This is a genomic window from Streptococcus sp. HMSC062B01 (genome assembly GCF_001811085.1).
In the GTDB taxonomy this organism is placed as follows: domain Bacteria; phylum Bacillota; class Bacilli; order Lactobacillales; family Streptococcaceae; genus Streptococcus; species Streptococcus gordonii.
Genome location: NZ_KZ672782.1, coordinates 114,428 through 136,443, shown reverse-complemented (window position 1 = coordinate 136,443; position 22,016 = coordinate 114,428). Strand labels below are relative to the sequence as shown.

21 protein-coding genes and 1 pseudogene are annotated in these 22,016 nt (G+C 41.7%); 9 read left to right on the top strand and 13 right to left on the bottom strand.

The features are described 5' to 3' along the window. Positions 1 to 290: pseudogene (locus tag HMPREF2780_RS05915) on the top strand (hypothetical protein); the annotation flags it as partial. A 131-nt stretch (positions 291 to 421) separates the two neighbouring features. Continuing rightward, positions 422 to 787, top strand: coding sequence for a hypothetical protein (locus HMPREF2780_RS05910; RefSeq protein ID WP_061594266.1), 366 nt, complete (start codon positions 422 to 424; stop codon positions 785 to 787). A gap of 434 nt (positions 788 to 1,221) precedes the next feature. On the opposite strand, the gene HMPREF2780_RS05905 is transcribed toward HMPREF2780_RS05910, so the two are convergent. From HMPREF2780_RS05905 to HMPREF2780_RS05885, 5 genes are all read right to left on the bottom strand, one after another. Next, positions 1,222 to 2,049, bottom strand: coding sequence for a Cof-type HAD-IIB family hydrolase (locus HMPREF2780_RS05905; protein ID WP_105026362.1), 828 nt, complete (start codon positions 2,047 to 2,049; stop codon positions 1,222 to 1,224). A gap of 32 nt (positions 2,050 to 2,081) precedes the next feature. Continuing rightward, positions 2,082 to 2,828 (bottom strand): DeoR/GlpR family DNA-binding transcription regulator, encoded by a 747-nt coding sequence (locus tag HMPREF2780_RS05900; protein WP_045634511.1) that lies wholly within the window; start codon positions 2,826 to 2,828, stop codon positions 2,082 to 2,084. Positions 2,829 to 2,997: 169 nt separating this feature from the next. Then, positions 2,998 to 3,408, bottom strand: a complete 411-nt coding sequence (locus HMPREF2780_RS05895; RefSeq protein ID WP_105026361.1) for a hypothetical protein — start codon at positions 3,406 to 3,408, stop codon at positions 2,998 to 3,000. A 309-nt stretch (positions 3,409 to 3,717) separates the two neighbouring features. Next, a complete protein-coding gene (locus HMPREF2780_RS05890) occupies positions 3,718 to 4,884 on the bottom strand; it encodes an MFS transporter (RefSeq protein WP_045634510.1) in 1,167 nt (388 codons plus the stop codon). 47 nt (positions 4,885 to 4,931) lie between these two features. Then, the gene (locus tag HMPREF2780_RS05885; RefSeq protein WP_011999637.1) at positions 4,932 to 5,453 is read right to left on the bottom strand and encodes a TetR/AcrR family transcriptional regulator; all 522 of its coding nucleotides are present in this window, start codon (positions 5,451 to 5,453) and stop codon (positions 4,932 to 4,934) included. 159 nt (positions 5,454 to 5,612) lie between these two features. Here HMPREF2780_RS05885 and HMPREF2780_RS05880 point away from each other — a divergent pair, with 159 nt between their 5' ends. Then, on the top strand, positions 5,613 to 6,467 hold the full coding sequence (locus HMPREF2780_RS05880; protein ID WP_105026360.1) for a cation diffusion facilitator family transporter: 855 nt from the start codon (positions 5,613 to 5,615) through the stop codon (positions 6,465 to 6,467). 27 nt (positions 6,468 to 6,494) lie between these two features. On the opposite strand, the gene HMPREF2780_RS05875 is transcribed toward HMPREF2780_RS05880, so the two are convergent. Beyond that, entirely contained in the window at positions 6,495 to 7,025 is a 531-nt protein-coding gene (locus HMPREF2780_RS05875) for a TetR/AcrR family transcriptional regulator (protein WP_061600727.1), read from the bottom strand. A 134-nt stretch (positions 7,026 to 7,159) separates the two neighbouring features. On the opposite strand from HMPREF2780_RS05875, the gene HMPREF2780_RS05870 reads away from it, so the two are divergent. The 4 genes from HMPREF2780_RS05870 to HMPREF2780_RS05855 all read left to right on the top strand — a co-directional run bounded on the left by HMPREF2780_RS05870 (position 7,160) and on the right by HMPREF2780_RS05855 (position 12,447). After that, positions 7,160 to 9,583, top strand: a complete 2,424-nt coding sequence (locus tag HMPREF2780_RS05870) for a YhgE/Pip domain-containing protein (RefSeq protein WP_105026359.1) — start codon at positions 7,160 to 7,162, stop codon at positions 9,581 to 9,583. A 180-nt stretch (positions 9,584 to 9,763) separates the two neighbouring features. Further along, positions 9,764 to 10,501 (top strand): polyphosphate polymerase domain-containing protein, encoded by a 738-nt coding sequence (locus HMPREF2780_RS05865; RefSeq protein WP_105026358.1) that lies wholly within the window; start codon positions 9,764 to 9,766, stop codon positions 10,499 to 10,501. Continuing rightward, positions 10,482 to 11,162, top strand: a complete 681-nt coding sequence (locus HMPREF2780_RS05860) for a DUF4956 domain-containing protein (protein ID WP_061582611.1) — start codon at positions 10,482 to 10,484, stop codon at positions 11,160 to 11,162. The genes HMPREF2780_RS05865 and HMPREF2780_RS05860 overlap by 20 nt, the downstream gene beginning before the upstream one ends. Positions 11,163 to 11,184: 22 nt before the next feature. Next, positions 11,185 to 12,447, top strand: coding sequence for a carbohydrate-binding domain-containing protein (locus tag HMPREF2780_RS05855; protein WP_061596309.1), 1,263 nt, complete (start codon positions 11,185 to 11,187; stop codon positions 12,445 to 12,447). A gap of 67 nt (positions 12,448 to 12,514) precedes the next feature. On the opposite strand, the gene HMPREF2780_RS05850 is transcribed toward HMPREF2780_RS05855, so the two are convergent. Both HMPREF2780_RS05850 and HMPREF2780_RS05845 read right to left on the bottom strand, forming a co-directional pair. Then, entirely contained in the window at positions 12,515 to 13,468 is a 954-nt protein-coding gene (locus tag HMPREF2780_RS05850) for a S66 family peptidase (protein WP_105026357.1), read from the bottom strand. A 63-nt stretch (positions 13,469 to 13,531) separates the two neighbouring features. Then, positions 13,532 to 14,164, bottom strand: coding sequence for an HAD family hydrolase (locus tag HMPREF2780_RS05845; RefSeq protein WP_105026356.1), 633 nt, complete (start codon positions 14,162 to 14,164; stop codon positions 13,532 to 13,534). A 290-nt stretch (positions 14,165 to 14,454) separates the two neighbouring features. Between HMPREF2780_RS05845 and HMPREF2780_RS05840 the strand changes: the two genes are divergently transcribed. Beyond that, positions 14,455 to 14,964 (top strand): ABC transporter permease, encoded by a 510-nt coding sequence (locus HMPREF2780_RS05840; protein ID WP_105026355.1) that lies wholly within the window; start codon positions 14,455 to 14,457, stop codon positions 14,962 to 14,964. Positions 14,965 to 15,040: 76 nt separating this feature from the next. Further along, on the top strand, positions 15,041 to 15,499 hold the full coding sequence (nrdI, locus tag HMPREF2780_RS05835; RefSeq protein WP_105026354.1) for a class Ib ribonucleoside-diphosphate reductase assembly flavoprotein NrdI: 459 nt from the start codon (positions 15,041 to 15,043) through the stop codon (positions 15,497 to 15,499). 57 nt (positions 15,500 to 15,556) lie between these two features. On the opposite strand, the gene pulA is transcribed toward nrdI, so the two are convergent. From pulA to HMPREF2780_RS05810, 5 genes are all read right to left on the bottom strand, one after another. Continuing rightward, positions 15,557 to 17,650 (bottom strand): type I pullulanase, encoded by a 2,094-nt coding sequence (gene pulA, locus HMPREF2780_RS05830; protein WP_105026353.1) that lies wholly within the window; start codon positions 17,648 to 17,650, stop codon positions 15,557 to 15,559. Between the two features lie 236 nt (positions 17,651 to 17,886). Then, positions 17,887 to 18,873, bottom strand: coding sequence for a LacI family DNA-binding transcriptional regulator (locus tag HMPREF2780_RS05825; protein WP_105026352.1), 987 nt, complete (start codon positions 18,871 to 18,873; stop codon positions 17,887 to 17,889). A gap of 9 nt (positions 18,874 to 18,882) precedes the next feature. Continuing rightward, the gene (locus tag HMPREF2780_RS05820; protein WP_105026351.1) at positions 18,883 to 19,686 is read right to left on the bottom strand and encodes a DUF1189 family protein; all 804 of its coding nucleotides are present in this window, start codon (positions 19,684 to 19,686) and stop codon (positions 18,883 to 18,885) included. Positions 19,687 to 19,740: 54 nt separating this feature from the next. Further along, on the bottom strand, positions 19,741 to 20,583 hold the full coding sequence (locus HMPREF2780_RS05815) for a sugar ABC transporter permease (RefSeq protein ID WP_011999651.1): 843 nt from the start codon (positions 20,581 to 20,583) through the stop codon (positions 19,741 to 19,743). A 1-nt stretch (position 20,584) separates the two neighbouring features. Then, complete coding sequence (locus tag HMPREF2780_RS05810) at positions 20,585 to 21,880, bottom strand: sugar ABC transporter permease (protein WP_105026350.1); 1,296 nt, start codon at positions 21,878 to 21,880, stop codon at positions 20,585 to 20,587. Positions 21,881 to 22,016 lie beyond the last annotated feature (136 nt).

Below are 22,016 nucleotides of genomic sequence, written 5' to 3'. Positions count from 1 at the left end.
ATATTAACTTTAGCCATGAGTTTCCTGACTTGGTAAAGCGTTTAAAGAAAAATAGAATTACAGAAATTCAGTATCGTAGAGGTCTAGTCTCTCCATCGAATTTTTATGAAGATCTTCGTCATTGGTTTGCGCCAGTTGGTCAGGATAAGCTAGATATAATCGCAAAGGATTATGAAACGAACGAAGAAACTCCTTTAAATAATTACCAAGAATTCATTGATTGGTCCAAAGCGGAAGCTAAAAAAGCACAGGAAAGCATAAACGCAAATAGGAAAAAAGAGGCAAATTAATATGCCACAAATTTGCGAAACATCGTTTATCAACAGGCTTTGACTGAAACGGGTAATAAGGATCTAGCACTAGATAGTTTAAAAGCCTTTGATAGCGGAAACTAAAAAATCACAGGAAAGGATAAAAGCAAATGGGGAAAAAGAGACAGATTAATACAGATCAAATTTACGAAACATCAGTTCGCTTAGATGCGGCAGTAGCGTCAGGAGGTCAAAATGATGCTTCAGAGTGGGTTGATGATGAGTCTACAGAATTATTTTCAGACTGCAATACCTTATTGGATGAGGCTTCAGCAGATATTCATACTACGGTAGAGAATCTTAATAACTATTTAAATTCTGTAGCAGCAGAATTTGAGAAAGCTGATTCAAAAATGGCAAAATTAATTTCTGCAAATAATGGATTGGAATCTATCCCAATGGAAGATAAAAATATTGCAGAAAAGAATAAAATTCGCTCGAATGATTATTATAATCAATTGAAAAAGAGCAAATAATCGTTATACTTTTATCCTATTTTATCTTTCATATCGTAATCGGATACAGGAACGATTTCTTTTAGGTTGAGCGATTCTTCTCTAGCGCTTATTGGCTGTGCAGTCAGCTATTCTTCACGAGATGCATACAATGGAAAAAGATAGTCTATCGAAGAAATAGTATGCCTGGGGCTTTTTGTTCAGGCCTATTTCTATTTGAAGTTGCTATTCCACCTGAACATCAATTCAGGTGGTTTTCTTTTACCTACCATATCTCAGTCTCTATCTAGCACCTATTTTTCATTTAGTATATAAAGAAAATTTCAGGTGATGCACTAAGCCTAAAACAAAAAACAAGCTAAAAGGACTTAGTCCTAGCCAATGTAGAACTAAATCCTTAATTCAAATTATTTTGCTGATTTTTAAGGTTGGGGTATCTGAGCCATTTCGCAAACTCAGTCGAGGACATATTCTTTGATAGCTTCTGCGACTCCGTGCTCATTGTTGCTTTTGGTGACAGCATTTGCCTCGGTTTTGACTGTTTCAGGGGCATTGCCCATAGCGACGCCGAGTCCTGCCAGTCGCAACATAGGAAGGTCATTGAAATTGTCTCCGATTGTCATGACCTCTTCTAGTGGCACTTGGTAGTGCTGGGCAATTTCGTACAAGGCTTGCTCCTTGGAGACATGCTTGGCCGTGACTTCCATGTAGTTGTCCTTAGAGAGATAGAAGGCTGTCTTGGGAAAGTCTAAGGTCTGTAGGTAGTCATGGAGTTTCTGGATGACAGGCGCTTCGTCGATAAGAAGTAGCTTATGGATAGGGATTAGCACATCCAGTACTGGCAGAAGAACATTCTGAATGACTGGCTGCTCACCTGTAATAGCTGCCTCTATCTGTACCCACTTATCCAGACGGTCAGCAATCCAATCCTTGCCAGAGTAGAGATTGATGGACACACTAGGAAATTCAGCTTTGACCAGTTCTAGAAAAGTGCGGATCTTTTTCTTGTCTAGAGGGTGCTCGATAATGGTCTCGTAAGCTTGCGGGTCACCCTTGATGACCAGAGCACCGTTGTAGCAGGCCAGCGGATTATCTCCCAGCCCCAGCTCACGGGCAATGGGCTCCATACCCAGAGGTGAGCGGGCAGAAGCCAGTACGAAAGGGATTTGTTCTTGGTTTAGCAGGGGAATGATGTCTTTGAGGTCAGGATCTACTTGGTGCTGGTTGTCTAAAATGGTACCGTCAATGTCGCTGATAATCAGGCGAATCGGTTGGCTTGTCATGGCTCGTCCTCCTTTGTAACGAATGAACTGATTTAATAAATGATCTGAAGCTTGTCTCCTAGCTTATCTTGGACTTCAGGGCTGGGCTCTTGGTCCGTGATCCAGTAGTCAAAGTCGTTGACATTCCCCAGGATGTACTTAGACTCTTTCTGCCACTTGTCTTGCTCGGCCAGCAGAATCTTAGTCTTGGCGTGCTTCAAAGCCAGTCTTTTCAGGTGAGCATCAGCCTCGTCTTCAAAGCTAACCAGACCATCAGAGACACTAGCTGCCCCGATAAAGGCAATGTCAAAGGAAATCTGCTCTAGCAGCTCTGCTTCATTGAGCGCGTAGTAGAATCGGTTTTTTGGATAAAATTTTCCGCCTAAGAGGTGAAAGTCTACTTTGTCCTGACTGCTCAGCATGATCGCATTATCCAGCGAGTGGGAGTAGATTGTCATAGGCTCCTTGATGCGCTGTGCCAGATGGAGAACGATGGTTGAGACATCAAAGAAGGCAATCTGCCCCGGCTTGAGAAAGTCGTGCGCTTTTCGAGCTATAGCCTTTTTTTCTTGGCTCAGCTGTTTGAGACGGTCGTTAAAGGAGGGGATTTGCTGGTTAGTGTCCAGTGGGATAATACCTCCGTGAGTGCGTTGCACAAGCTTACGCTCGCTCAAAATCGAAAAATCTCGTCGGATGGTATCTTTAGAAACCTGAAAATGCTCAATCATATCCTTGGCTGATAGCTGTTTTTTCTCAGCCAAGAGCTCTAAGATTTCAGCCAAGCGTTGTTCTTGGTACATACTAGTCCCTCCCTGTTTGTCTAAAAAGAGTATAGCACAGAGATTAAGTGTTTTCAAGTTTCTTTAATGCTTTGTAAGTCTTTTGGCTCGGAGTATAAAATAAACAATCAAAAAAAACCAAGCAGTGCTTGGCTTTTTGGGTATTATAATGTTCGAAATAGCTTTATGATTATGGAGTTTGGACGTTAACTGTTCCGTCGCTTCCAACTTTAACATCGACACCGCCACCTTGTACGTGAACGCCGTCTTCGTTTACGTTAACATTTCCATTGCTATTAGCATTTTCATTGCCAGCTTCAACAGTAGCTGAGCCATCGCCGTCAGCTTCTACTTTAGCGTCATCAGTTTCTACGTTAACGCTGCCACCGTTTTGGCCTCCGTTAACCTTAACTTTAGCTTTGCCGCTTTCAGAGGATGCTGAGCTGTCTTCTTTGCTTGAAGAGCTGGCCTTAGATGAAGAAGATACGCTTGAGCTTGAGCTTTCTTTTGTATCCTTGTCTGCAGAATTTCCGCAGGCAGCCAAAAAGAAGAGTGAAACTAGTGTAATTAGAGATAAATAAATTGTTGATTTTTTCATCATATCCCTCCTTCTACTTACATAGTATATGATTCAAGCTTTTGACGCAATAAAAAAATGGATATGACATTGAATTATCATACCTGCTTAATAATTTCGTTACATAAAATACAGAGGAAAAACAGATAAAAGACAGCGCTATCAAGGGTTTGACTTGTTTGCTCTTTGTTTGTCTATGTAATATTATTGTAACATATATAAATATTTATCAGAATGTAAAAAAGTTGTTTGGAGCGTTGAGAGATAAGTGTTGGCTGGTAATTTAGTCTACAAATTGTAAAACCGCCTAGGTTAACTAAGCGGTTTTAGATGTTACAAAATCTTATCGAATTTCTCAATATAGAAAAGAGAAGCAGTCATAATCAACGTTAGAATCAAAAGACCAATAATGGCAGGTGTCCAAGATTGGAAGAGGTCAAAGCTGAAACCAAAAAGGCTAGGTCCTAATGCTGCAAGGATATAACCACCTGTTTGAGCCAAACCAGATAATTGAGCTGTTTGTTCAGGAGTGCTGGTCTTAAGAGAGAAGGTTACCATAAGATAAGGGAATAGGGCGCTGACTGCAGCTCCAAGAAGGAGATTGAGGATCAGCCAGTAAAAGAAATTGCTGGTCGGAATTAGGAGCATAGAGACACCAATGAGTCCAGAAGCTGCAACGCAAGATATCATGATGAGGCGTCCACGAGCGGATAAACGAGCTGTGAGACTTGGTATTGTCATAGAAAATGGCAGGCTAATCAAAGAGAAGATCGAAGCGAGAATACCCGTTGCATCTTTTGATAGACCAGCTTGCAAGGCCAAGGTTGGTAACCAGGTCACTGCTGTGTAAAAGAGCAAGGACTGCAAGCCACAAAATACGATGAGGGCCAAGACTTTTTTGTTTTTCAGCAGGGCGCCGATTGGATGATTTTTGCCTTTTCTTGCTAGGAAGTGATTGTGTTTCGTATTAGGGAGCCATACCAAGAGTGCCAAGAGACAAATGGCGCTTAAAGCTAAAATTAATCCTTGCCAAGAGGTGGCACTAACGATAGGAACAACCAGAGCAGAAGCTACTGTAATCGATAGGCTCATAGCGGAGATGTAAAAGGTCGTTAAAAGACCGATGCGTTCGGGCTGATTGGCTTGAATGATGCTAGGCAGCAGAACGTTTAGTAAAGCAATAGCTGCTCCTAGGATAATAGTTCCTACATAAAGGAAGGGGAGATTAATGATCCGGATAAGAGATCCGATTGTCAAGATGATTAGGACCATTGTAAAGAGTTTTTCAAGCCCAAATTTTTGTGCCAAGCGAGGGGAGAAAGAGGAACAAAGGGCAAACATGACTAGAGGTAAACTGGTCAAGAGCCCGAGTGAGCTGAGTGAAACGTGGAGGCCATCAGCTATATCCGATAGGACAATCGGCAAAACGGCAAAAGGTGTCCGTAAAACAAGCCCAACCATGATAATGCCTGGGACAAAAAATGCAGAATGTTTTTTCATAAAATTCTCCTCAAACAATAGTTTTCTAAGTGTTTAATACAAAGTTCTTACTTCATCAAGTCTAAAAAATATTGGCTGATGGTGGCCTCATCGATGGGATTTCTTTGTTGCAGCCACCAGGATACAGTCTCAACAAAGGTAGCTGTTACGTGATTTTTCAAAAAATCTTGTGGCAGACGGGCCTTGTTCATCAAGCCTTTTTCCTGAATTAGAGGGAAGAGGTAATGTTCCAGCTCAATTTTCAGGCGATTGATAAAGTAGGTATTTTTTGCTAGAAGCAGAGTAGCGATTCGATCCTGATTTTTCCGAAAATGATAGAAAATATGGGCGGTCGCTTCAAATAGGTCCTTTCCATCAGGACGCTCAAGAAAGGTGTGCTGGAAGAGCTCTTGACAGAGCTCCTCTAGCAGGGCTTCTTTGGTCTCGAAATGAGCATAAAAAGTCGACCGCCCCACATCGGCCAGGTCGATGATTTCTTGAACAGTGATGGCTTCATAGCTCTTACGATGCAAGAGGCTGAGAAAGGCTTGGTAAATGGCTGCGCGTGATTTTTTTACTCGTCTGTCCATAGTATTTCCGAACAAAATCAGTCTTTTATCTCTTATCTGACAAAGCTGGTGATTTGCTTCTTGTTTCCTTTTCTAAAAAGATGGATAATAGAATCGAACAAAGTGTTTGCTTTTGAATATATTATACTATAAAAATGTCAGATGTCACAGAGGGTTGCCATGAAATCAAGTCAAAAAATGATGATTGCTTTTCTTTTGAATTCGTCCTTCGCCATTATTGAAGTTATTTTCGGTTTGTCCTTCAATTCCAGTGCTGTCTTGGCTGACGCCGTCCATGATACAGGGGATGCATTGGCAATTGGCCTGTCAACGCTTTTAGAAAAGATTTCCAATAAAAAAGAAGACAGCCGTTATACATTGGGCTACAAGCGTTACAGTTTGCTGGGAGCCATTCTGACTTCCATTATTTTGATTATAAGTTCGCTCTTGGTCCTCTGGGAAAATGTTCCCAAGATCTTCGCCCCAGAACCTGTCGATTATAACGGGATGCTGGTCCTAGGAATTGTGGCTATTTTGGTTAACTTGGCAGCCAGCAAGGTGGTCAGCCACGGCCATAGTCACAATGAGTCTATTCTCAGTCTGCATTTTCTAGAGGATATTCTGGGTTGGCTAGCGGTTATTTTAGTGTCTATCGTCTTACGATTTACGGATTGGTATTTCCTAGATCCCTTGCTATCTCTGTTAATTGCTGTCTTTATCCTCAGTCAGGCTCTTCCTAAGTTTTGGGATAATATCAAGATCTTTCTGGATCATGTTCCAAGCGATATTGATCTGGGTCAGCTCTATCAAGAACTGGGGAGTCTAGACAATGTTCAAGCTGTTGCTCAACTCAACGTTTGGACGACAGACGGTATTGACAAATACGCCATGATTCACATTTGTCTAAAAGAAACCGAGAAAAGCCAAGAGACCAGACAGGCAGTTCACCAGCTGGTCAAGTCTTTTGGCATCGTTCGAGCCACTATTGAGTGCGATGAAAGCATGGACGAACATCAGAAACATGGAGAACTTTAGTCTGTCCTTGGCCGAATAAGAAATTCCTTATCCTAGCATTTTAAGAAGGAAGTCCGTCATTTGCTGCGGGCTTTCTTTTTTTCCTCTAGCAATCCACATTTGCACGACGCCAAACAAGGCGTTGGTCAGATATACGGAATTGTATTCTTTTTCAATCTGACTGAATTCCTTATTACTGAAGCGTTCTTGCAACTCTTGGTGAAGCATCATTTGAAACTTGTGTCTTAAAAAGGTTTGGATTTCCCTTGTTCCATTTTCCGACAGAAGGGCAGAGAAAAGGGGTTCGCTTTCCAGGAAGTCGAGGACATTTAAGATGGCCTGCTGTCGGTCATTGTAATATTCCTCAAAAATCGTTTCAAGTTTTTGAAAGAGGCCTTGCTGATAGCGTTCGATCAAGTCGTACTTATCCTTATAATGAGTATAAAAACTGCTTCGGCTGATACCTGCAGTTTTGGCAAGCTCAACGGTTGAAATATATTCAAAGCTTTTTTCTTTCAATAGTTGGACCATAGCTTGTTCAATGGTCATCTTGGTTTTCTTTCTTTTATTACTTTCCATTTTTTTCATCCTTTCGAACAAATTTGTACAGTATGTCTAATTTTAGAATTCTTTAGCTTGTAATAATTTTGGATTGGTGTATAATCTAGTATATCAAAATTTAGACAGTATGTATAATTTTTTTGGAGGTAAATATGTTAAAAGAATGGAAAGCTATTTTTAAAAAACCAAGCTTTATCATTGTAATGTTAGGTGTTTCTTTGATTCCAGCCTTGTACAATGTGATTTTCTTAAGCTCTATGTGGGATCCGTACGGACAAGTAGAGAACTTGCCAGTGGCAGTTGTTAATCAGGATAAGGCTGTGACAAGTTCAGGGAAGACCCTAGCGATTGGTGACGATCTTGTTTCCAGCCTCAAGGAGAATAAAAATCTGGACTTCCACTTTGTCAGTAAAGAGGATGCCAAAAATGGCTTGAAGAAGGGTGACTACTATATGGTAGTCACTCTGCCGAGTAATTTGTCAGAGCGGGCAGCCAGTGTCCTAAGTGGCGAACCTAAGCAAATGAAAATTGATTATCAGATCTCGAGTGGTCGGAGTTTCATTGCTGGTAAGATGAGCGACTCAGCCATGACTTCTTTAAAGCAGACGGTAGCGCAAAACGTGACCAATACTTATACAAGTGCTCTATTTAAAAATATGGGAGAGCTAAAGACGGGAATGGATAAGGCCTCAGATGGAGCCCAGCAATTAGCTTCGGGTAGCCAGCAGTTGGGTGCGGGTAGTCAGACCATTACGGATAACTTAAAAACTCTGAATCAGGCCACAAGCAGTTTGGCAGATGGAGCGGTTCAATTAAACTCAGGTTTAGAAACCTATACAGGAGCCGTTGCACAAGTATCAGCAGGACTGAATCGCTTCTCAGAAGGGTTAACAACTTATGCAAATGGGGTAGCTACTATTGCATCGGGTGCCAATCAGCTATCGGATCGTTCAGCTGATCTAGTAGGAGGTGTCCAACAACTCACTCAATCAAGTGCTGGTGTCCAAGCTTTGGCTAGCGGAGCGTCCAAGCTCAATACTGGTTTAACTGCTCTGAAGGAATCGGTAGATATGAGCCTTACTAGCAATCAGGAAAATGTCAGCAATTTGACAGCTGCTCTGAACCAGTTAAATGCAAGCATTCAGGCGTCTCTCTCAGGAACTTCAGCTTCAACAGAAAATATTGAGGCATCCTTGACGAATATAGCAGCGTCTGCTCAAAACATCATCAATGACAATCAAGCTGTTAAAACAGCTGCCCTAGCCAATGTCCAAGGGACGAGTGCATATCAGAGTCTTTCTGAAGAGGCTAAGGCGGAGATTGATGCGGCGGTTAGTGGTAGTCAAGCGGGTAGTGATCAATCTGCTCAGGCTATTTTATCAGAAGTGATGACCATGAAGACCAGTCTGGAAGCAGGAAAGACTGCCAGCCAAACACAGTTGGCTCAGCTGGGGGCTGTCTCTAATCAGGTATTGCCACAAGCAGCCAACATGATCAATGGTCTCTATGGTGGCTTGTCAACGGTTAGCGCTGGCCTTGAAACAGCTAGCGGGGGAGCTGGTCAAATTGCTTCCGGTGTAGATAGCTTAAATGAAAAATTATCAAGTGGCGCCGGTCAATTGGCTCAAGGAGTGACGGATTATACAAATGCCGTCAATAAACTTTCTGAGGGAGCTAGTGGTTTAGCGGCTAATAATTCTAGCTTACTAACAAACTCAGCAACTCTATCAGCTGGAGCAAGTCAATTGGCCTCTAAATCACCTGAACTGACAGCTAATTTCGGGAAATTAGTAGATGGTGCAAGCCAATTGGCTAATGGATCAGGAAAACTGGTCGATGGTAGCAGTCTGTTGACGAATAAGCTATCATCCTTAACAAGTGGGAGCGAGAACTTGGCTAGTGGTCTGACAGAAGCAGGTGACAAGCTATCAACAGTCACAACTAAGGAGGATAATGCCAAGATTCTAGCAGATCCACTTAGCCTTCACAAGACAGACCGAGATAAGGTTGAGAAAAACGGAATAGGGATGGCTCCTTATATGATTTCTGTAGCCCTCTTTGTAGCTGCTATTTCAACCAATATCATCTTTAGCACACTTCCTTCAGGAAAAGAACCAAAGACCAAATGGGAATGGTTCAAAGCACGCCTAGAAGTAAATGGCGTAATTTCAGTTGTAGCTGGGGTGTTGGTTTACGCTGCTGTCCATTTGATAGGACTATCTGCCAACCATGAATTGGCAACTCTTGGTTTGATTATCTTAACCAGCATGACCTTCATGGCTCTTGTGACTGCCTTGGTAACATGGGATAGCAAACTCGGAGCTTTTGCTTCTCTGATTCTCTTGCTCTTGCAGCTGGCCTCTAGTGCAGGGACCTATCCGCTTGAGTTGACCAATAAGATCTTCCAAGCCATCAATCCTTGGCTACCGATGAGTTACTCGGTATCTGGTCTTCGTCAAACCATTTCTATGGGGGGACAGATTGGGGGACAAGTCGGCTTCCTGATGATAGTCTTAGTGCTATTTATGGCTGCTGGAGTCTTGGTCTATCAAACAGATAACAAAGAAAGAGTCTAGTCTTTTGACGGAATCCTAAGAGGAAAAGAGAGATCTGTCTTTCTTTTCCTTTTTATCTAAGCAACATCTCCTGAAAAGGGAGATGTTTTGTTTTCTTTAAGTTTTTTTTAGATTTCTTTTAAGCTTTGCTACTTAAAATAACCAAGTAAATAATCAAGCAGCTAGAAAGGGAGATGTCCTATGGCTAAAAAAACATTTAAAGATAAATTCCAGCGATTTGAAACAAAATACGTTATTTCAAAGGAGGTTTTAGCAAATTTGCTGACGGAGTTTGAGGAACATATGGTAGAAGAAGACCATGCTTACTCAACTATCAGCAATCTTTACTACGATACTCCTACCTTCCAAATGATTCGTGAATCTCTAGAAAAACCTTATTTTAAAGAAAAATTGCGGGTACGGACTTACGATGAAACACCATCAGAAGACAGCCAGGTTTTCTTGGAAATCAAAAAGAAAGTGCGAAAAATCGTCTATAAGCGCCGGATTTCAACAGACTTGCTGGCGGCGGAGTCCTATCTAGCGGGTAATCGAGGTCAGACAGATGATTCACAGATATGCGAGGAGATTGACTGGCTCATGGCTCGTTATCAAAAGGTTCAGCCCATGATGTATATCTACTATAATCGCTATTCCATGAAAGGCATAGAAGATCCAAATGTTCGGATTACCATTGACTATGATTTGACTTATCGATCAGAGGATTTAAGTTTATTAGATGGCAAGCATGGGGACAAGCTCTTACCAGAAGGCTATGTCATTATGGAAATCAAGGTTTCAGGAGCTTATCCGCTTTGGCTGAGTGAGATTTTGGACCATCATCAGGTCTTTCCAAAATCCTTCTCTAAATATGGCGTAGCCTATAAAAAAACCACAGACCACAAAGGAGTTGTAAACCATGCTAAATCAATTATTTAATGACGTTTTTACCAGTACGGCTGTAAAACCATTGACCATGCTAGAAGCAATTGGAGTTGCCTTAGTCTTAGGTTTGGTTGTGGCCAAGGTCTACCAGTATAAAACGGTCTACAGCAAGTCCTTTGTCATGAGTCTAGCCCTATTGCCGGCCTTGATTGCCGTTGTCATCTTCTTGGTAAATGGTAGTCTGGGTGCTGGGGTTGCTGTGATGGGGGCCTTCAGCTTGATTCGTTTCCGTTCGGCTCCAGGTGGCGCCAAGGAGTTGGTCTCAATTTTCCTGGCTATGACGATCGGGATTGCGATTGGTATGGGCTACCTGGTCTTTGCAGGAGCTTTTACCTTGATTATGTCTGTAGCGATTATCCTTCTTGAAACCATCAACTTTGGTCAAATGAAACACTCTATCCGCCAGCTGACCATTGTTATTCCTGAAAGTTTAGATTATGAATCTATCTTTGATGATATTTTTGATAAAGCGACCAATCATCTGGAATTAGCCTCAGTGAAAACATCAGACATGGGTAGCTTGTTTAAACTCAAGTATATCATCCAACTCAACGGCAAAATGACAGAGAAAGAGTTGATGGATGCTCTGCGGACCCGCAATGGAAATCTAGAGATTGCTATCAGTCGATTCATCACAAAAGAAAATGAATTATAAAAGAAATAGAAAGAGGCCTATCATGAAAACAAGTAAAAAAACAATATTTCGAAAAGTAAAGCTGATGGTCCCACTGGTTCTGTTGACAGCCAGCTTGGGAGCCTGTAGCTTGATTAGTAAGTCCAGCGCTGCTAGCACTAGCACAACTACTAGTTCAACCACTAGTAAAACGTCCTCAAGCAAAGCCTCAACAGCTTCAACGAGTTATTTCACTGATCGGGACCAAGACGCCTCATATGACGAATCTAGTGCTACAAAGGTAAGTCTAAGTGGCTCAACAGCTAAGGTGTCTGGAGACGGTGCGAAAGTATCTGGGTCAACTGTAACAATCACAGCTGCTGGTACCTATGTCCTGTCTGGAAGTAGCGAAAATGTCCAAATCGTGGTGAAAGCAGGAGACCAAGACAAGGTCCAAATCGTCTTGAATGGTGTGACCATGAAAGGGACTGACGCAGCGATTGTTGTTGAAAGTGCGGATAAGACCTTTATCACCCTTGCGGAAGGAAGTAAGAATAGTATTGCCGACTCTGCCAACCACACCAATACAGACTATGATGCAGCCATATACAGTAAGGATGACCTGACTTTCAATGGTTCTGGTAGTTTGACGATTGAAGGAAATTATGGCAATGCAGTCGAGTCGAATGATGATTTGCGTATTACTGGCGGAACCTATACAGTCAAAGGCTATAAAAATGCTCTTTCTGCCAATGACGCGTTGAATATCAAGGATGCGACCTTGAATCTGACGGCAACCGAAGATGCTCTTCACGCTGACAATGATGAAGATACGACACTTGGAAATCTTTATATCCAGTCCGGTACGATTACCATTAATGCTGGTGACGACGGAATGCACGCTTCTAATGCAGCAGTGATTGACGGCAGTACGATTACAGTTGAGTCAAGTGTTGAAGCACTCGAAGGAACCAATGTGACTATTAATGGAGGGAAATTAGATCTTTCTGCCTCTGATGATGGTATCAATGCTTCTAGTAAGGTAACTGGAGCAGAGATCTTTATCAAGATTACGGGAGGTGACATCAAGGTAGAAGTGGGACAAGGTGACACTGATGCTCTTGACTCTAATGGTGATATCATTATGACAGGAGGGAATCTAGACATTACTTCTACAGTCTCTGCCTTTGACTTTGACGGAACAGCTACATACACTGGTGGAACCATTACAGTCAATGGTGAAACTCGATCTGAAATCACAGCTGATGGCCCTGGCGGAGGTGGTGCCCCAGGAGGTAATCAGGGAGGCGGACCTGGTGGACATTAAGGTCAACTATAAAAGTTTCAAATAGAAATAAAAAACTCCTCATTCCAGCTGGAATGAGGAGTTTTTGCTATTCATCAATTCTGATAGACATCGTCTCCGTATCTACTGTCGCCTGAGCACCGATGGTAATGGTAAAGAGTGGCTGAGTATGGGCAAAGTCCAAGTCATAGAGGACGGGAATTTGTTTGAGAATCGGATGTTTGTCCAAGATATAAAGGAGTAGCTCCTCTGTCATCTGACATTCTTTTGGAAAGCGACCGATGAGAAGGGCCTGTGGGTTAGGATAGGCCTGAAGCAGGGCAGCTAGATTGCGTTCAAACTCCACATAATCATCTTCCTCCGCCTCTTCAACAAAGAGGACATAGTTCTCATCTGTCGGGGCATAGGGGGTGCCACGTAGAAGCGAGAAGGTAGAGAGATTACCACCAATAACAGTGGCTTGGGCTTTTCCATGGTTGTAGACTTTCCACTCTGTCTCATGGAAGGTCAGTGGCGCATCGGGCAGATACCAAGCATTGTCGCCCCATTTCTCACTAGGAGTCAATTCATAAGAAGTATGGCTGACGGCCTTGAGCCAGCTCTCGGTCTGATAGTCCTGCAGGGCATCCATTTTAAAGCTGGAGTAGGACGGTCCCATGTAGGTTTTCACGCCGGTCTTACTATAGATAGCGTTGAGCAAGGCTGTTGTGTCCGAGTAGCCGCAGAAAATCTTAGGATTTCTAGCAATCAACTCAAAGTCCAGATAGGGCAAAAGCTCATTGCAGTTGAAACCGCCGATGGTGGCCAGAATGGCATCAACGGAGTCATCCAAAAAGGCAGCATGAATGTCTGCCACCCGGCTTTCGATGGAGGCAGAGTCTAACATATCATTTTCCAGATAATGCTCCGAAAAAGACACGATAAATCCTAGCTTTTCCAAGCGCTCCTTGGCGGCTAGATTGGCCTCAAAGCCACCGATGTGTTCAATTGACGCTGAGGGGCTGACAACCCGAATGTGCATACCAGGTCCGAGTTTTTTCATAGAAAGACCTCCTGTTTAAAATGACTATATTATACAATAGAACGTTCCGAAAGACAAGGCTAGCTAGGACAAGAGGATGGGAAGTAAATCAGTCAGTTTTTCGACAGTCCAGTCAGCTCTTTCTTCAAGATTTTTGACTTGAGCTAAACGACTGAAGCCTTGTTTGATCCAGATAGTTTTCATGCCTATTCTTTTGGCAGGAGCGATATCATTATCCAAGCGGTCACCAATCATAATAGCTTGATGAGGCAAGCAGTTAGTCTTTTGTAAGGCCAGCCTGAAAATAGCGGGGTCGGGCTTGGCCAGCCCAAATTCCGCAGAAGAAAAGATAGCGCTAAAGTAGTCTAAAATCCCAAAATCCTTCAAGCGCTCTTCTAGGCCAGGTAATTGATTAGCGATAATTCCCAATTTATACTCTTGCCCCAGTTGCTCTAATATTTCCTTGGTTTGCGGATAGAGAGTCTCTAAGTCCGTTCTCCAAGCTGGGCGCTCAAGTCCGTAGAAGCTTAAGGCTTCTAAGTCGCCTTTTTTATTTTTTCTAAAATGGCTGAGCATCTTATCATAGAATTCCTGATAAGAAATATCTTTTCCAGTGATGGCGGTTTTTATTCTAGCTTCATAAGCTTTGTCTTCATCGACTAGAGTTGAACCTATATCAAAAAAGAGCCATTGAATCTCTTGATAATCTTGTTTCATAGCCTTATTCTATCACAAAGCCTTTCTTTTCAAGCTAGGAGGCTGTGATTTTTTGAAAAAGAGGCTTTTCAAGGAGAATCAGGGTCATTTTAGAAGCTTTGGCGCATCATTTTTTAAAAGTTATTTATAATGAATGTATAGAAATCCGAAGGCAAGAAAATCTTTTTAGCATTACACAAACTTTTTTGAGAGTATGTCTGTCTCCTGAAAATGCAATCTCTAAACTTCATTCAGTTTCCCCTTTCGATAGCCTTCGGATTCTATTATTTTAGAAGAAATAGAGGGTTAATATGAAAAAGAAAGCAATTTATTTGTACGTGTGTTGGTTGATCTCTGTCTTTGGTGGACTGCTTAGTCTCTGGGACCTTCTTGCAGGAAAAAGACTAGAGAATCCCGCAGAAGTTATGCAGCTAAAAGGTGAGGTAGCCCAGCAGTATAATCGGTTTTATGATGCGGTTTTTGATTTGAATCATAGTATGAGTCAGGTTCTGATTCTATTTGTGGGTCTTCTTTTATTGGCGACAGTACTTGTATTGCTGATCAAGGAGAAGCTACTTCTAGCCAACATCCTATACTCCGCCTACTCGGTCTTTAGCATTCTTGTTATGGCTTATGATTATCTGTCTTCTCAGCCACTCTATCATTATTTTAGTGATCCAGCGATTCGTGAATCAGTCATGATGATCCCTAAGGCTGTAACCATAGTCGGACTCTTACTGAATATCCTCTTTTTAGCTATTGTCCTCTTTTATACCTGGCGTCAGCAGAAGGACTTGGAAGTGAAAAAGGAGCCTATTTAAAATTTGACAAATAAGATTTATCGGCTTACAATTTTAAGAAAAGGATAGATGTTATTTTTAGTTTTAGGAGGATAGAATGGCAAAGGTTTCCTTAGTTTATATTAGTTTAAGTGGGAATACAGCAAGCTTTATCAAGCGTCTGACGGCCTATTTGCAAGAAGGCCACGCGGATCTTGAAGTAGAACAGGTCAATATTAAGGATCTGGTCAAAGAGGGCCAAGATTTCTTTGCTATGGACAATCAGTTTGTAGCCTTCTTGCCTACTTATTTAGAGGGTGGAAATGGAGTTGATTCTGGTGATGTTGAGATTTTAACCAATGATTTAGCAGCCTTTATTGAATATGAAGAAAACTATAAAAAATGTTTCGGTATCGTAGGAAGTGGCAACCGTAATTTCAACAATCAGTATTGTTTAACGGCCAAGCAATATTCTCAACGTTTTGGCTTTCCTCTGCTAGATACTTTTGAGCTTCGTGGTCTGCAAAATGATATCAGCCGTGTTGGTGATAAGATCGCAGAACTCTATCAGCTTTAAATTAGCTCACATCAGAAAAGTAAAAGCACGTCTCTTAGATTGAGACGTGCTTTTTATTTATTTTAGGACTAGGACTTGCTTAGCAGGAACAACATAGCTGTCAGCCAAGGGAGCGATAGCCTTGTGGCTACTAATGGCTGGATAGGATAGAAAGACTTCCTGACCTAGTTCGTTTTGGTAGGTCTGATCTTTTGAACCAAAGTTGATCAAGATGGTCATTTGTTCATCTTGCTGTGAAATCTGATATCTGACAAGTGAATCATTGAGCCATTCAACTTGGCATGCCTCCAAGATTTCTTCTCGGCTTTCGAGACTGAGTAGAGGGTGTTCTTTTCGGAAGCTGATTAATTCACGAATGAAGTCAACATCTTCTTCGTAGTTGAGTAAGCTTTGCCAGTCCAGACGATTAATAGTATCTGGGATGTTGTAGCTATTATCTAGCAAGTCTTTGTGGCGGAAGAATTCTTGCCCACTATGGAGGAAAGGAACTCCCTGAGCAAGCAAGACCAAGTGTAAGGCCAAGCGAGCACTTGCCAAACGTTCTTTTTGACTGATGTTTGGATCTTCCATTTTAAAGTAGTCAAAGACAGTCGCATTGTCATGACACTCAGTGTAGTTAATAGCCTGTTGAGGACTTTGGAAATGGCTTGCTGTTTCTAAGCCGACATTAGCTGTTAGGATATTAGCCATGCTGGAAGTCCATTCAGAGCCAGTCAGCCTTTGCTTGTTTAAGATGGTTTCTTTGATGGTATCACGGAAATTATCGCTGAAAAAGCCATAATCAGTCAATTCTGCCGCCTTATACTGGTGGGCTAGGAGGTCTGATTCCAAACCAGTCGCCATTTTCCAGCCTTCTCCGTAGAGATAGACATTTGGGTAGCTCTCTTTAAGCTCTTCTGCTAGCTCATTCATCGTTTGGATATCTAAGATACCCATGAGGTCAAAACGGAAGCCGTCAAAGCCATAGAGATTCACCCATTGCTTGACCGAATGCTTGATGAAGCGACGGACCATGGCTCTTTCACTAGCAACATCGTTACCACAGAAAGTTCCGTCAGTTCGTTGTTTTTGCTCATCCAAGCGATAGAAATAACCAGGAACTATCTTTTCAAAAGCAAAGCTATCCGCATCATAAACGTGATTGTAAACAACGTCCATGATCAGACTCATATCTGCCTCATGGTAGGCTGCGATAGCTTCCTGCAATTCTAGAATGCGTGCATAAGGATCCTCTGGGTCACTGGCAAAGCTGCCTTCTGGAACATTATACTGAACAGGATCATAGCCCCAGTTGTAGACTTGTTCAGGGTGTTTCTCATCTACACTACCAAAATCATAAACAGGCATGAGCTGGATATGGGTGATTCCCAGATCTAGCAAGTGTTGCATACCAATTTTGCGTTTGCCTAGCTTGGGAGACTCTGTCAGCGCTCGGAATGTGCTAGGTTCTTTAAAACCAGCATCCTTTTGGCTAGAGAAGTCGCGAACACTCATCTCGTAAATGACGGCCTTGGTTGGGCTTAGCTGGGTCTTGGCCCGCTTGACTCCAGTTGTATTGAGTAGTTTCTTTGGATCAATAATAAAGCTAGCACCAGAATTGGCTTCAGAAGAGAGGGCATAAGGGTCGTGTACTTCTAGCCACTGACCATTGACCTTGTGAAGATAGGTGTAGCTAGCTTTCTCCCAATCACCGGGAATCATTGTTTTCCAAACGCCCTTTTCCTGACGAAGGAGAGGCCAGATAGTCTCTTTGCCATCTTTTTTCAACTTGATAAGGACTTGTTCGGAAATAGGAGCCCAAAAGGCAAAAGAAGTAGCCTTCGAGGTATAAGTTGCACCAAGATCATCTTGATCGTAGTCAAAAGTTTGATCAAAAATCTGTTCTTGGACAATATGTCGGAATGCTAGAACAGTTTTATTGCGGTCCTGGTCGTAGACGAGGTAATGCTGTTCCAAATCGATATCTTCTTCCAAAGTCAGGGTGTAGAGGCAATGTTCGGTAGAAGATTTGCATGTTTGAATAGTCAGAGGAATCACCTGGTCGTCAGATTCCAAAGTGAAGGATAGGTCCTTGGCATCATAAATGATGGGTAACTGAAGATTAATCAGTCGTGTGTTATCTAAATAAGCTTGAAAGGTTCTAAAAGACATAAATCTCCTTTATACAAGATAAGATAGCTCCCAAAGCGCGTGCACTATCAGAGGCCACTAGTAAAAATAATTAATAGTAAGTATAAATGATTGACAAACATAAAAATGCAAGGCCAAAGAGAAGTACAACCGTAGTTTAATTTGAATGGAACTACGGTTGTCATTTTTTATTTGGGATTGAGGCCCTATTCTTGTGTTTTTAACATTTCGGTTTACGGTCCGATGAGAATACCAATTTACCGTTCGATAATCTTATGGGAAATCAACTGGCGATAGCAGATTTTCCGATTTTCCTTGCTATCATTGATGATCTGAAGGATGGTTTGGAAGGACACTCTACCCAGTTCTAGGGTATTAATATCAACATAGGCAGCCAAGTCTAACTTTGGCTCCACCGAATCAAAAGAAAGGACTGGGATAGTTAAGTTTTGTGAAGAGAGAAAATCGCAAACACCAGATGCCAGCAAGCTATCTGTAGTGATGATGGCATCAATATTTGGATTTTTTGCTAGCAAGCGCTTGGTAAACTGGTAACCTTTTTCTTCCAAAAATTCTGTGACAAAGGCAGTGCTCTGAGGATCTAATTCCAGCTGATGCTCTTTTAAAGCATTTTCGTAGCCAGTATAACGGTCTTGGGTTACAAAGAGCTTTTTAGTTCCTCCGATAAAAGCAATATGGCGGCAACCTTTTTTAATGAAATATTCAGTTGCATCAAATCCTGCTTGGATGTTATCGTTATCAACCAATGGAATAAAAGGAGAAAGAGATTTTCCTAGGATAAGGAAGGGGAATTGCTCTTCGTAGGCCATCCGAACCAGAGGATCGTTTTCTTCGGCGTAAAGGAAAATAAGTCCGTCCACCCGACGGCCGTGTACCATTTGAGAAATGGCTGTCATCCGTTCTTTCTCATCTTTACCGGTAGCAATCTGAATAGCGTATTGGTGCTGAGAAGCTACTTGTGAGATCCCTCTCAGAACAGATGGAAAAAATGGATTTTGATAGAAAGCATCTGAATCATCTGGTAAGACGAGGCCGATGACCTGAGTATAACTGCTGACCAGACTGCGGGCATTTAGATTTGGATGGTAATTCAGTTCTTTCATAGCCTTGCGAACTCGTTTTTTTGTCTCCTCACTAATCGTAGACTTGTTCTGGATAACACGGGTTACAGTTGAGGGCGAAACCTCAGCTAGTTTGGCAACATCTTTAATAGTAACAGGCATGATGACCTCCTAATTTTCATCACGGAAATGCGTACGATAAAAGGTGATAACAAGGAATAATACAAAGAGAATATTTTGAATCATAATCATGGTAGTCAAAGGCTGACCCAAGATGCCAAAGAAGACGGCAATGAGAGTCGGAAGTCCCAGACAATTTAGAGTGAAATGATAACATTCCTTGAACTTTTTAAATGAAAAGAGTTTAGATTTTTTAGTTAGATAAAGGAAGAGACTGGCTCCAAAGGTCACAATGAAGAAGTTAAAGGTCAAGAGCAGGCCAGACACCAAAAGTAAAAATAGACTGATAATCAAACGGTTTTGCTGGAACCAATCTTTGGAGATGGCCTCGCTCAAGCTTTCCTTATCCTTTAAAGCTTCCTGATTGATAGCCTGGTAACGAATGGCAGCCAATTCTTTCTTGCTTTTACTGATCAGGAGATGATCCTTGTCAAAATAAAGCGTTAACTTGTCTCCTGGTCGGGTATCCTTGTGATGTCCGATAATAACCTGGCCGTCTTTATTTTTTTGTACACCAAAATGACTATCATAAGTTAGTTGGCCGTCTTTGATCTGAACATGATTGCTAAGCTCTCTCATAGCAGACTCATCTAAAGGCTGAAAAACTTGATCGATAAAGGTATCTAATGGATAGCTCTCTTTGGCAGCTGTCTGCAATGCCATAGGAATCAAGGTCAAAGAAATTAAGAAAAGACTAGTAAAAATCAGTTGGAACCAAGACAAAAGCTTGCGGTTAGCAAAAGCTTTTTTAAATTGAAAAATACTTGAAAAATAATTAAAAGGGTAGGGGTACATAGTAGCTCTTTCTAATTTTTATAGTCGTCCGACAAAAAACAGGGTGGGACAAGATTATCCCTTGTCACCACCGCTTGTTAAACCAGATACAAAGTTCTTTTGTAGGAAGAAGAATAAGATACAGATTGGAAGAGCTGTTAAGATAGCTCCTGCGGCAAAGAAGGCGATTTTCATATTTTTAACATCGCTGACAAATGTTCTCAGACCGACTGCAACTGTAAAGAATTCTTTATCCCGAAGGAGGAAACTAGATAAGATATAGTCTCCGAATGGTCCCATGAATGCCCAAAGTGCTTGTACAGCAACCATTGGACGAACCAGAGGAAGGACGATTTGCCAGAAGCGTCGGAAATGACCGGCACCATCTAGTTTAGCTGACTCATCAAGAGAGATTGGAACGGTATCAAAGTAACCTTTCATCAGCCAAGCATTCATTGGAATTCCTCCACCAACATAAAGGAAGATGAGGAACCAGTTTTGGTTCAAAGCATTCAACATCAAAGCCATGACGAAGAAGGCGGTGAGGGCAGCAATGGTTGGTACCATCTGGATAATCAAGAAGAAGACCAAACTTTGCTTGCGGGCGATGAAGTTATAGCGGCTGTATGCGTAACCAGCTAAAACTACTATACTGGTTTGCACAATCATTGTCAAGACGGCAATGATGACCGTATTGAGGTACCAGGTTCCGTAGAGTGTTTCAGAGAAGAGCCTGCTGAAGTTGTCAAAACTCCAATCGATATTAAAATCAAGTTTGAAGGCGACAATGTTACCAGTTTTAAAGGCTGATGTAATCGTAATTAATAGAGGATAAATAATGATTACTGACAGAACTACGAGATACAGGTAAGTCAGAAAATGATTAAAGTGACGTTTTAATTTTACAGAATTATTCATCTTAGACGTCCTCCATGTCAAATGCGTGTAGTTTCTTGAAAGCAATCATTGAAATACCGATAACGATAATTGAGATAATCAAGGTTACGGCTGCGGCCATTGAGTACTGAGGTGCAGTACCAGTAGTTAAACGATAAATCCAAGAAATCAAGATATCTGTTGAACCAGCGCCTCCACCGACACTACCAGGTCCACCCGCATTAAAGAGGTAGATGATAGAGAAGTTATTGAAGTTGAAGGTATACTGACTGATAAGAGTTGGCGCAGCAACAGCTAAAATCATTGGTAGCGTAATGTTGCGGAATTTTTGCCAAGCATTTGCTCCATCAATATAAGCAGCTTCATACAAATCATTTGGAATGGATTGCAGAATTCCCAAAGTTAAGACGTAGATGTATGGGAATCCTAGCCAACCTTGCATCATAATCAAGGCAACCTTGGTCCAAGTAGGATCTGTTTTCCAAGGGATGAGGGTATTGTTCAAGAAAGGCAATACCTTGCTAAGCATAGGAATAACTTGGGTGTTGATGGCACCGATACTATCATTAAACATATTTGAGAAAGTCAAGATTGTAATGAAAGCTGGTACCGCCCAAGGAAGTAGGAAGATAACACCGAAGATGCGTTTTCCTTTGATAAAAGGCTGGTTAGCAATAATAGCTGTGAAAATACCGATAACAATTTGTAAAGTTGAAGCACATAAAGCCCAGATGATGGTCCAAGATAGGACAGAACCAAAGGCTGAACGGAAAGTGCTGAGACTCCAAATATTGCTAAAGTTTGTCAAACCAACCCAGTCAAGCAATTTAGTTGGTGGCAAATGTTTGAAATCATAGTTTGTAAAAGCAATCAGAAGAGTTACCAATACAGGGAAAATGATAGCAAAGGTCATAGCTACATAAGAAGGGATGATCAGCAAGTATGGGAAACCATTCTCATAGATGCTGTGAATCATTTCTTTCAGAGTAGTATGAACCGGAATACCGTTATTCCAGCGTTTAGCTGTTGTGTGAGCGTCCTTTAAGTTGAAGGCATAAAATAGGAAATAAACCAGTACGATAATTAAGTGGAAGGCACCACGGATCAACATAAAGAGGGAGTTGTCGCGTCCGCGCATTTCACCAAGTGTGATAAGATTTCCTAGCTCACCAGAAGCGATCGCAAAGAAATAGATTAGAAAGGCCAGTGTCACACCTAAGAAGATGAACCCCTTGGCTTTCTGTTTGTTATAAATTTGTCCAAGTCCTGGAATCAGGGACAGCAACAAGGCTTTACTTGGGTTCTGTTGTCTAGTCATATTTGTCTCCTGAATAAGATTCAAAGAGGGGCTAAAAATTTTGAAAGCAGAGAATATAAAACTAAATGTTAGAAAATATTTCTCTTTTTTCAAAATTTTTAAGAAACCCGTAGTTGTTTTAATAGATTTTTTAATA

What these genes read in the sequence shown, in the direction of transcription:
- HMPREF2780_RS05910 (WP_061594266.1), top strand. Translation starts at nt 422, where the DNA reads ATGGGGAAAAAGAGACAGATTAATACAGATCAAATTTACGAAACATCA.
- HMPREF2780_RS05905 (WP_105026362.1), bottom strand. Translation starts at nt 2,049, where the DNA reads ATGACAAGCCAACCGATTCGCCTGATTATCAGCGACATTGACGGTACC.
- HMPREF2780_RS05900 (WP_045634511.1), bottom strand. Translation starts at nt 2,828, where the DNA reads ATGTACCAAGAACAACGCTTGGCTGAAATCTTAGAGCTCTTGGCTGAG.
- HMPREF2780_RS05895 (WP_105026361.1), bottom strand. Translation starts at nt 3,408, where the DNA reads ATGATGAAAAAATCAACAATTTATTTATCTCTAATTACACTAGTTTCA.
- HMPREF2780_RS05890 (WP_045634510.1), bottom strand. Translation starts at nt 4,884, where the DNA reads ATGAAAAAACATTCTGCATTTTTTGTCCCAGGCATTATCATGGTTGGG.
- HMPREF2780_RS05885 (WP_011999637.1), bottom strand. Translation starts at nt 5,453, where the DNA reads ATGGACAGACGAGTAAAAAAATCACGCGCAGCCATTTACCAAGCCTTT.
- HMPREF2780_RS05880 (WP_105026360.1), top strand. Translation starts at nt 5,613, where the DNA reads ATGAAATCAAGTCAAAAAATGATGATTGCTTTTCTTTTGAATTCGTCC.
- HMPREF2780_RS05875 (WP_061600727.1), bottom strand. Translation starts at nt 7,025, where the DNA reads ATGGAAAGTAATAAAAGAAAGAAAACCAAGATGACCATTGAACAAGCT.
- HMPREF2780_RS05870 (WP_105026359.1), top strand. Translation starts at nt 7,160, where the DNA reads ATGTTAAAAGAATGGAAAGCTATTTTTAAAAAACCAAGCTTTATCATT.
- HMPREF2780_RS05865 (WP_105026358.1), top strand. Translation starts at nt 9,764, where the DNA reads ATGGCTAAAAAAACATTTAAAGATAAATTCCAGCGATTTGAAACAAAA.
- HMPREF2780_RS05860 (WP_061582611.1), top strand. Translation starts at nt 10,482, where the DNA reads ATGCTAAATCAATTATTTAATGACGTTTTTACCAGTACGGCTGTAAAA.
- HMPREF2780_RS05855 (WP_061596309.1), top strand. Translation starts at nt 11,185, where the DNA reads ATGAAAACAAGTAAAAAAACAATATTTCGAAAAGTAAAGCTGATGGTC.
- HMPREF2780_RS05850 (WP_105026357.1), bottom strand. Translation starts at nt 13,468, where the DNA reads ATGAAAAAACTCGGACCTGGTATGCACATTCGGGTTGTCAGCCCCTCA.
- HMPREF2780_RS05845 (WP_105026356.1), bottom strand. Translation starts at nt 14,164, where the DNA reads ATGAAACAAGATTATCAAGAGATTCAATGGCTCTTTTTTGATATAGGT.
- HMPREF2780_RS05840 (WP_105026355.1), top strand. Translation starts at nt 14,455, where the DNA reads ATGAAAAAGAAAGCAATTTATTTGTACGTGTGTTGGTTGATCTCTGTC.
- nrdI (WP_105026354.1), top strand. Translation starts at nt 15,041, where the DNA reads ATGGCAAAGGTTTCCTTAGTTTATATTAGTTTAAGTGGGAATACAGCA.
- pulA (WP_105026353.1), bottom strand. Translation starts at nt 17,650, where the DNA reads ATGTCTTTTAGAACCTTTCAAGCTTATTTAGATAACACACGACTGATT.
- HMPREF2780_RS05825 (WP_105026352.1), bottom strand. Translation starts at nt 18,873, where the DNA reads ATGCCTGTTACTATTAAAGATGTTGCCAAACTAGCTGAGGTTTCGCCC.
- HMPREF2780_RS05820 (WP_105026351.1), bottom strand. Translation starts at nt 19,686, where the DNA reads ATGTACCCCTACCCTTTTAATTATTTTTCAAGTATTTTTCAATTTAAA.
- HMPREF2780_RS05815 (WP_011999651.1), bottom strand. Translation starts at nt 20,583, where the DNA reads ATGAATAATTCTGTAAAATTAAAACGTCACTTTAATCATTTTCTGACT.
- HMPREF2780_RS05810 (WP_105026350.1), bottom strand. Translation starts at nt 21,880, where the DNA reads ATGACTAGACAACAGAACCCAAGTAAAGCCTTGTTGCTGTCCCTGATT.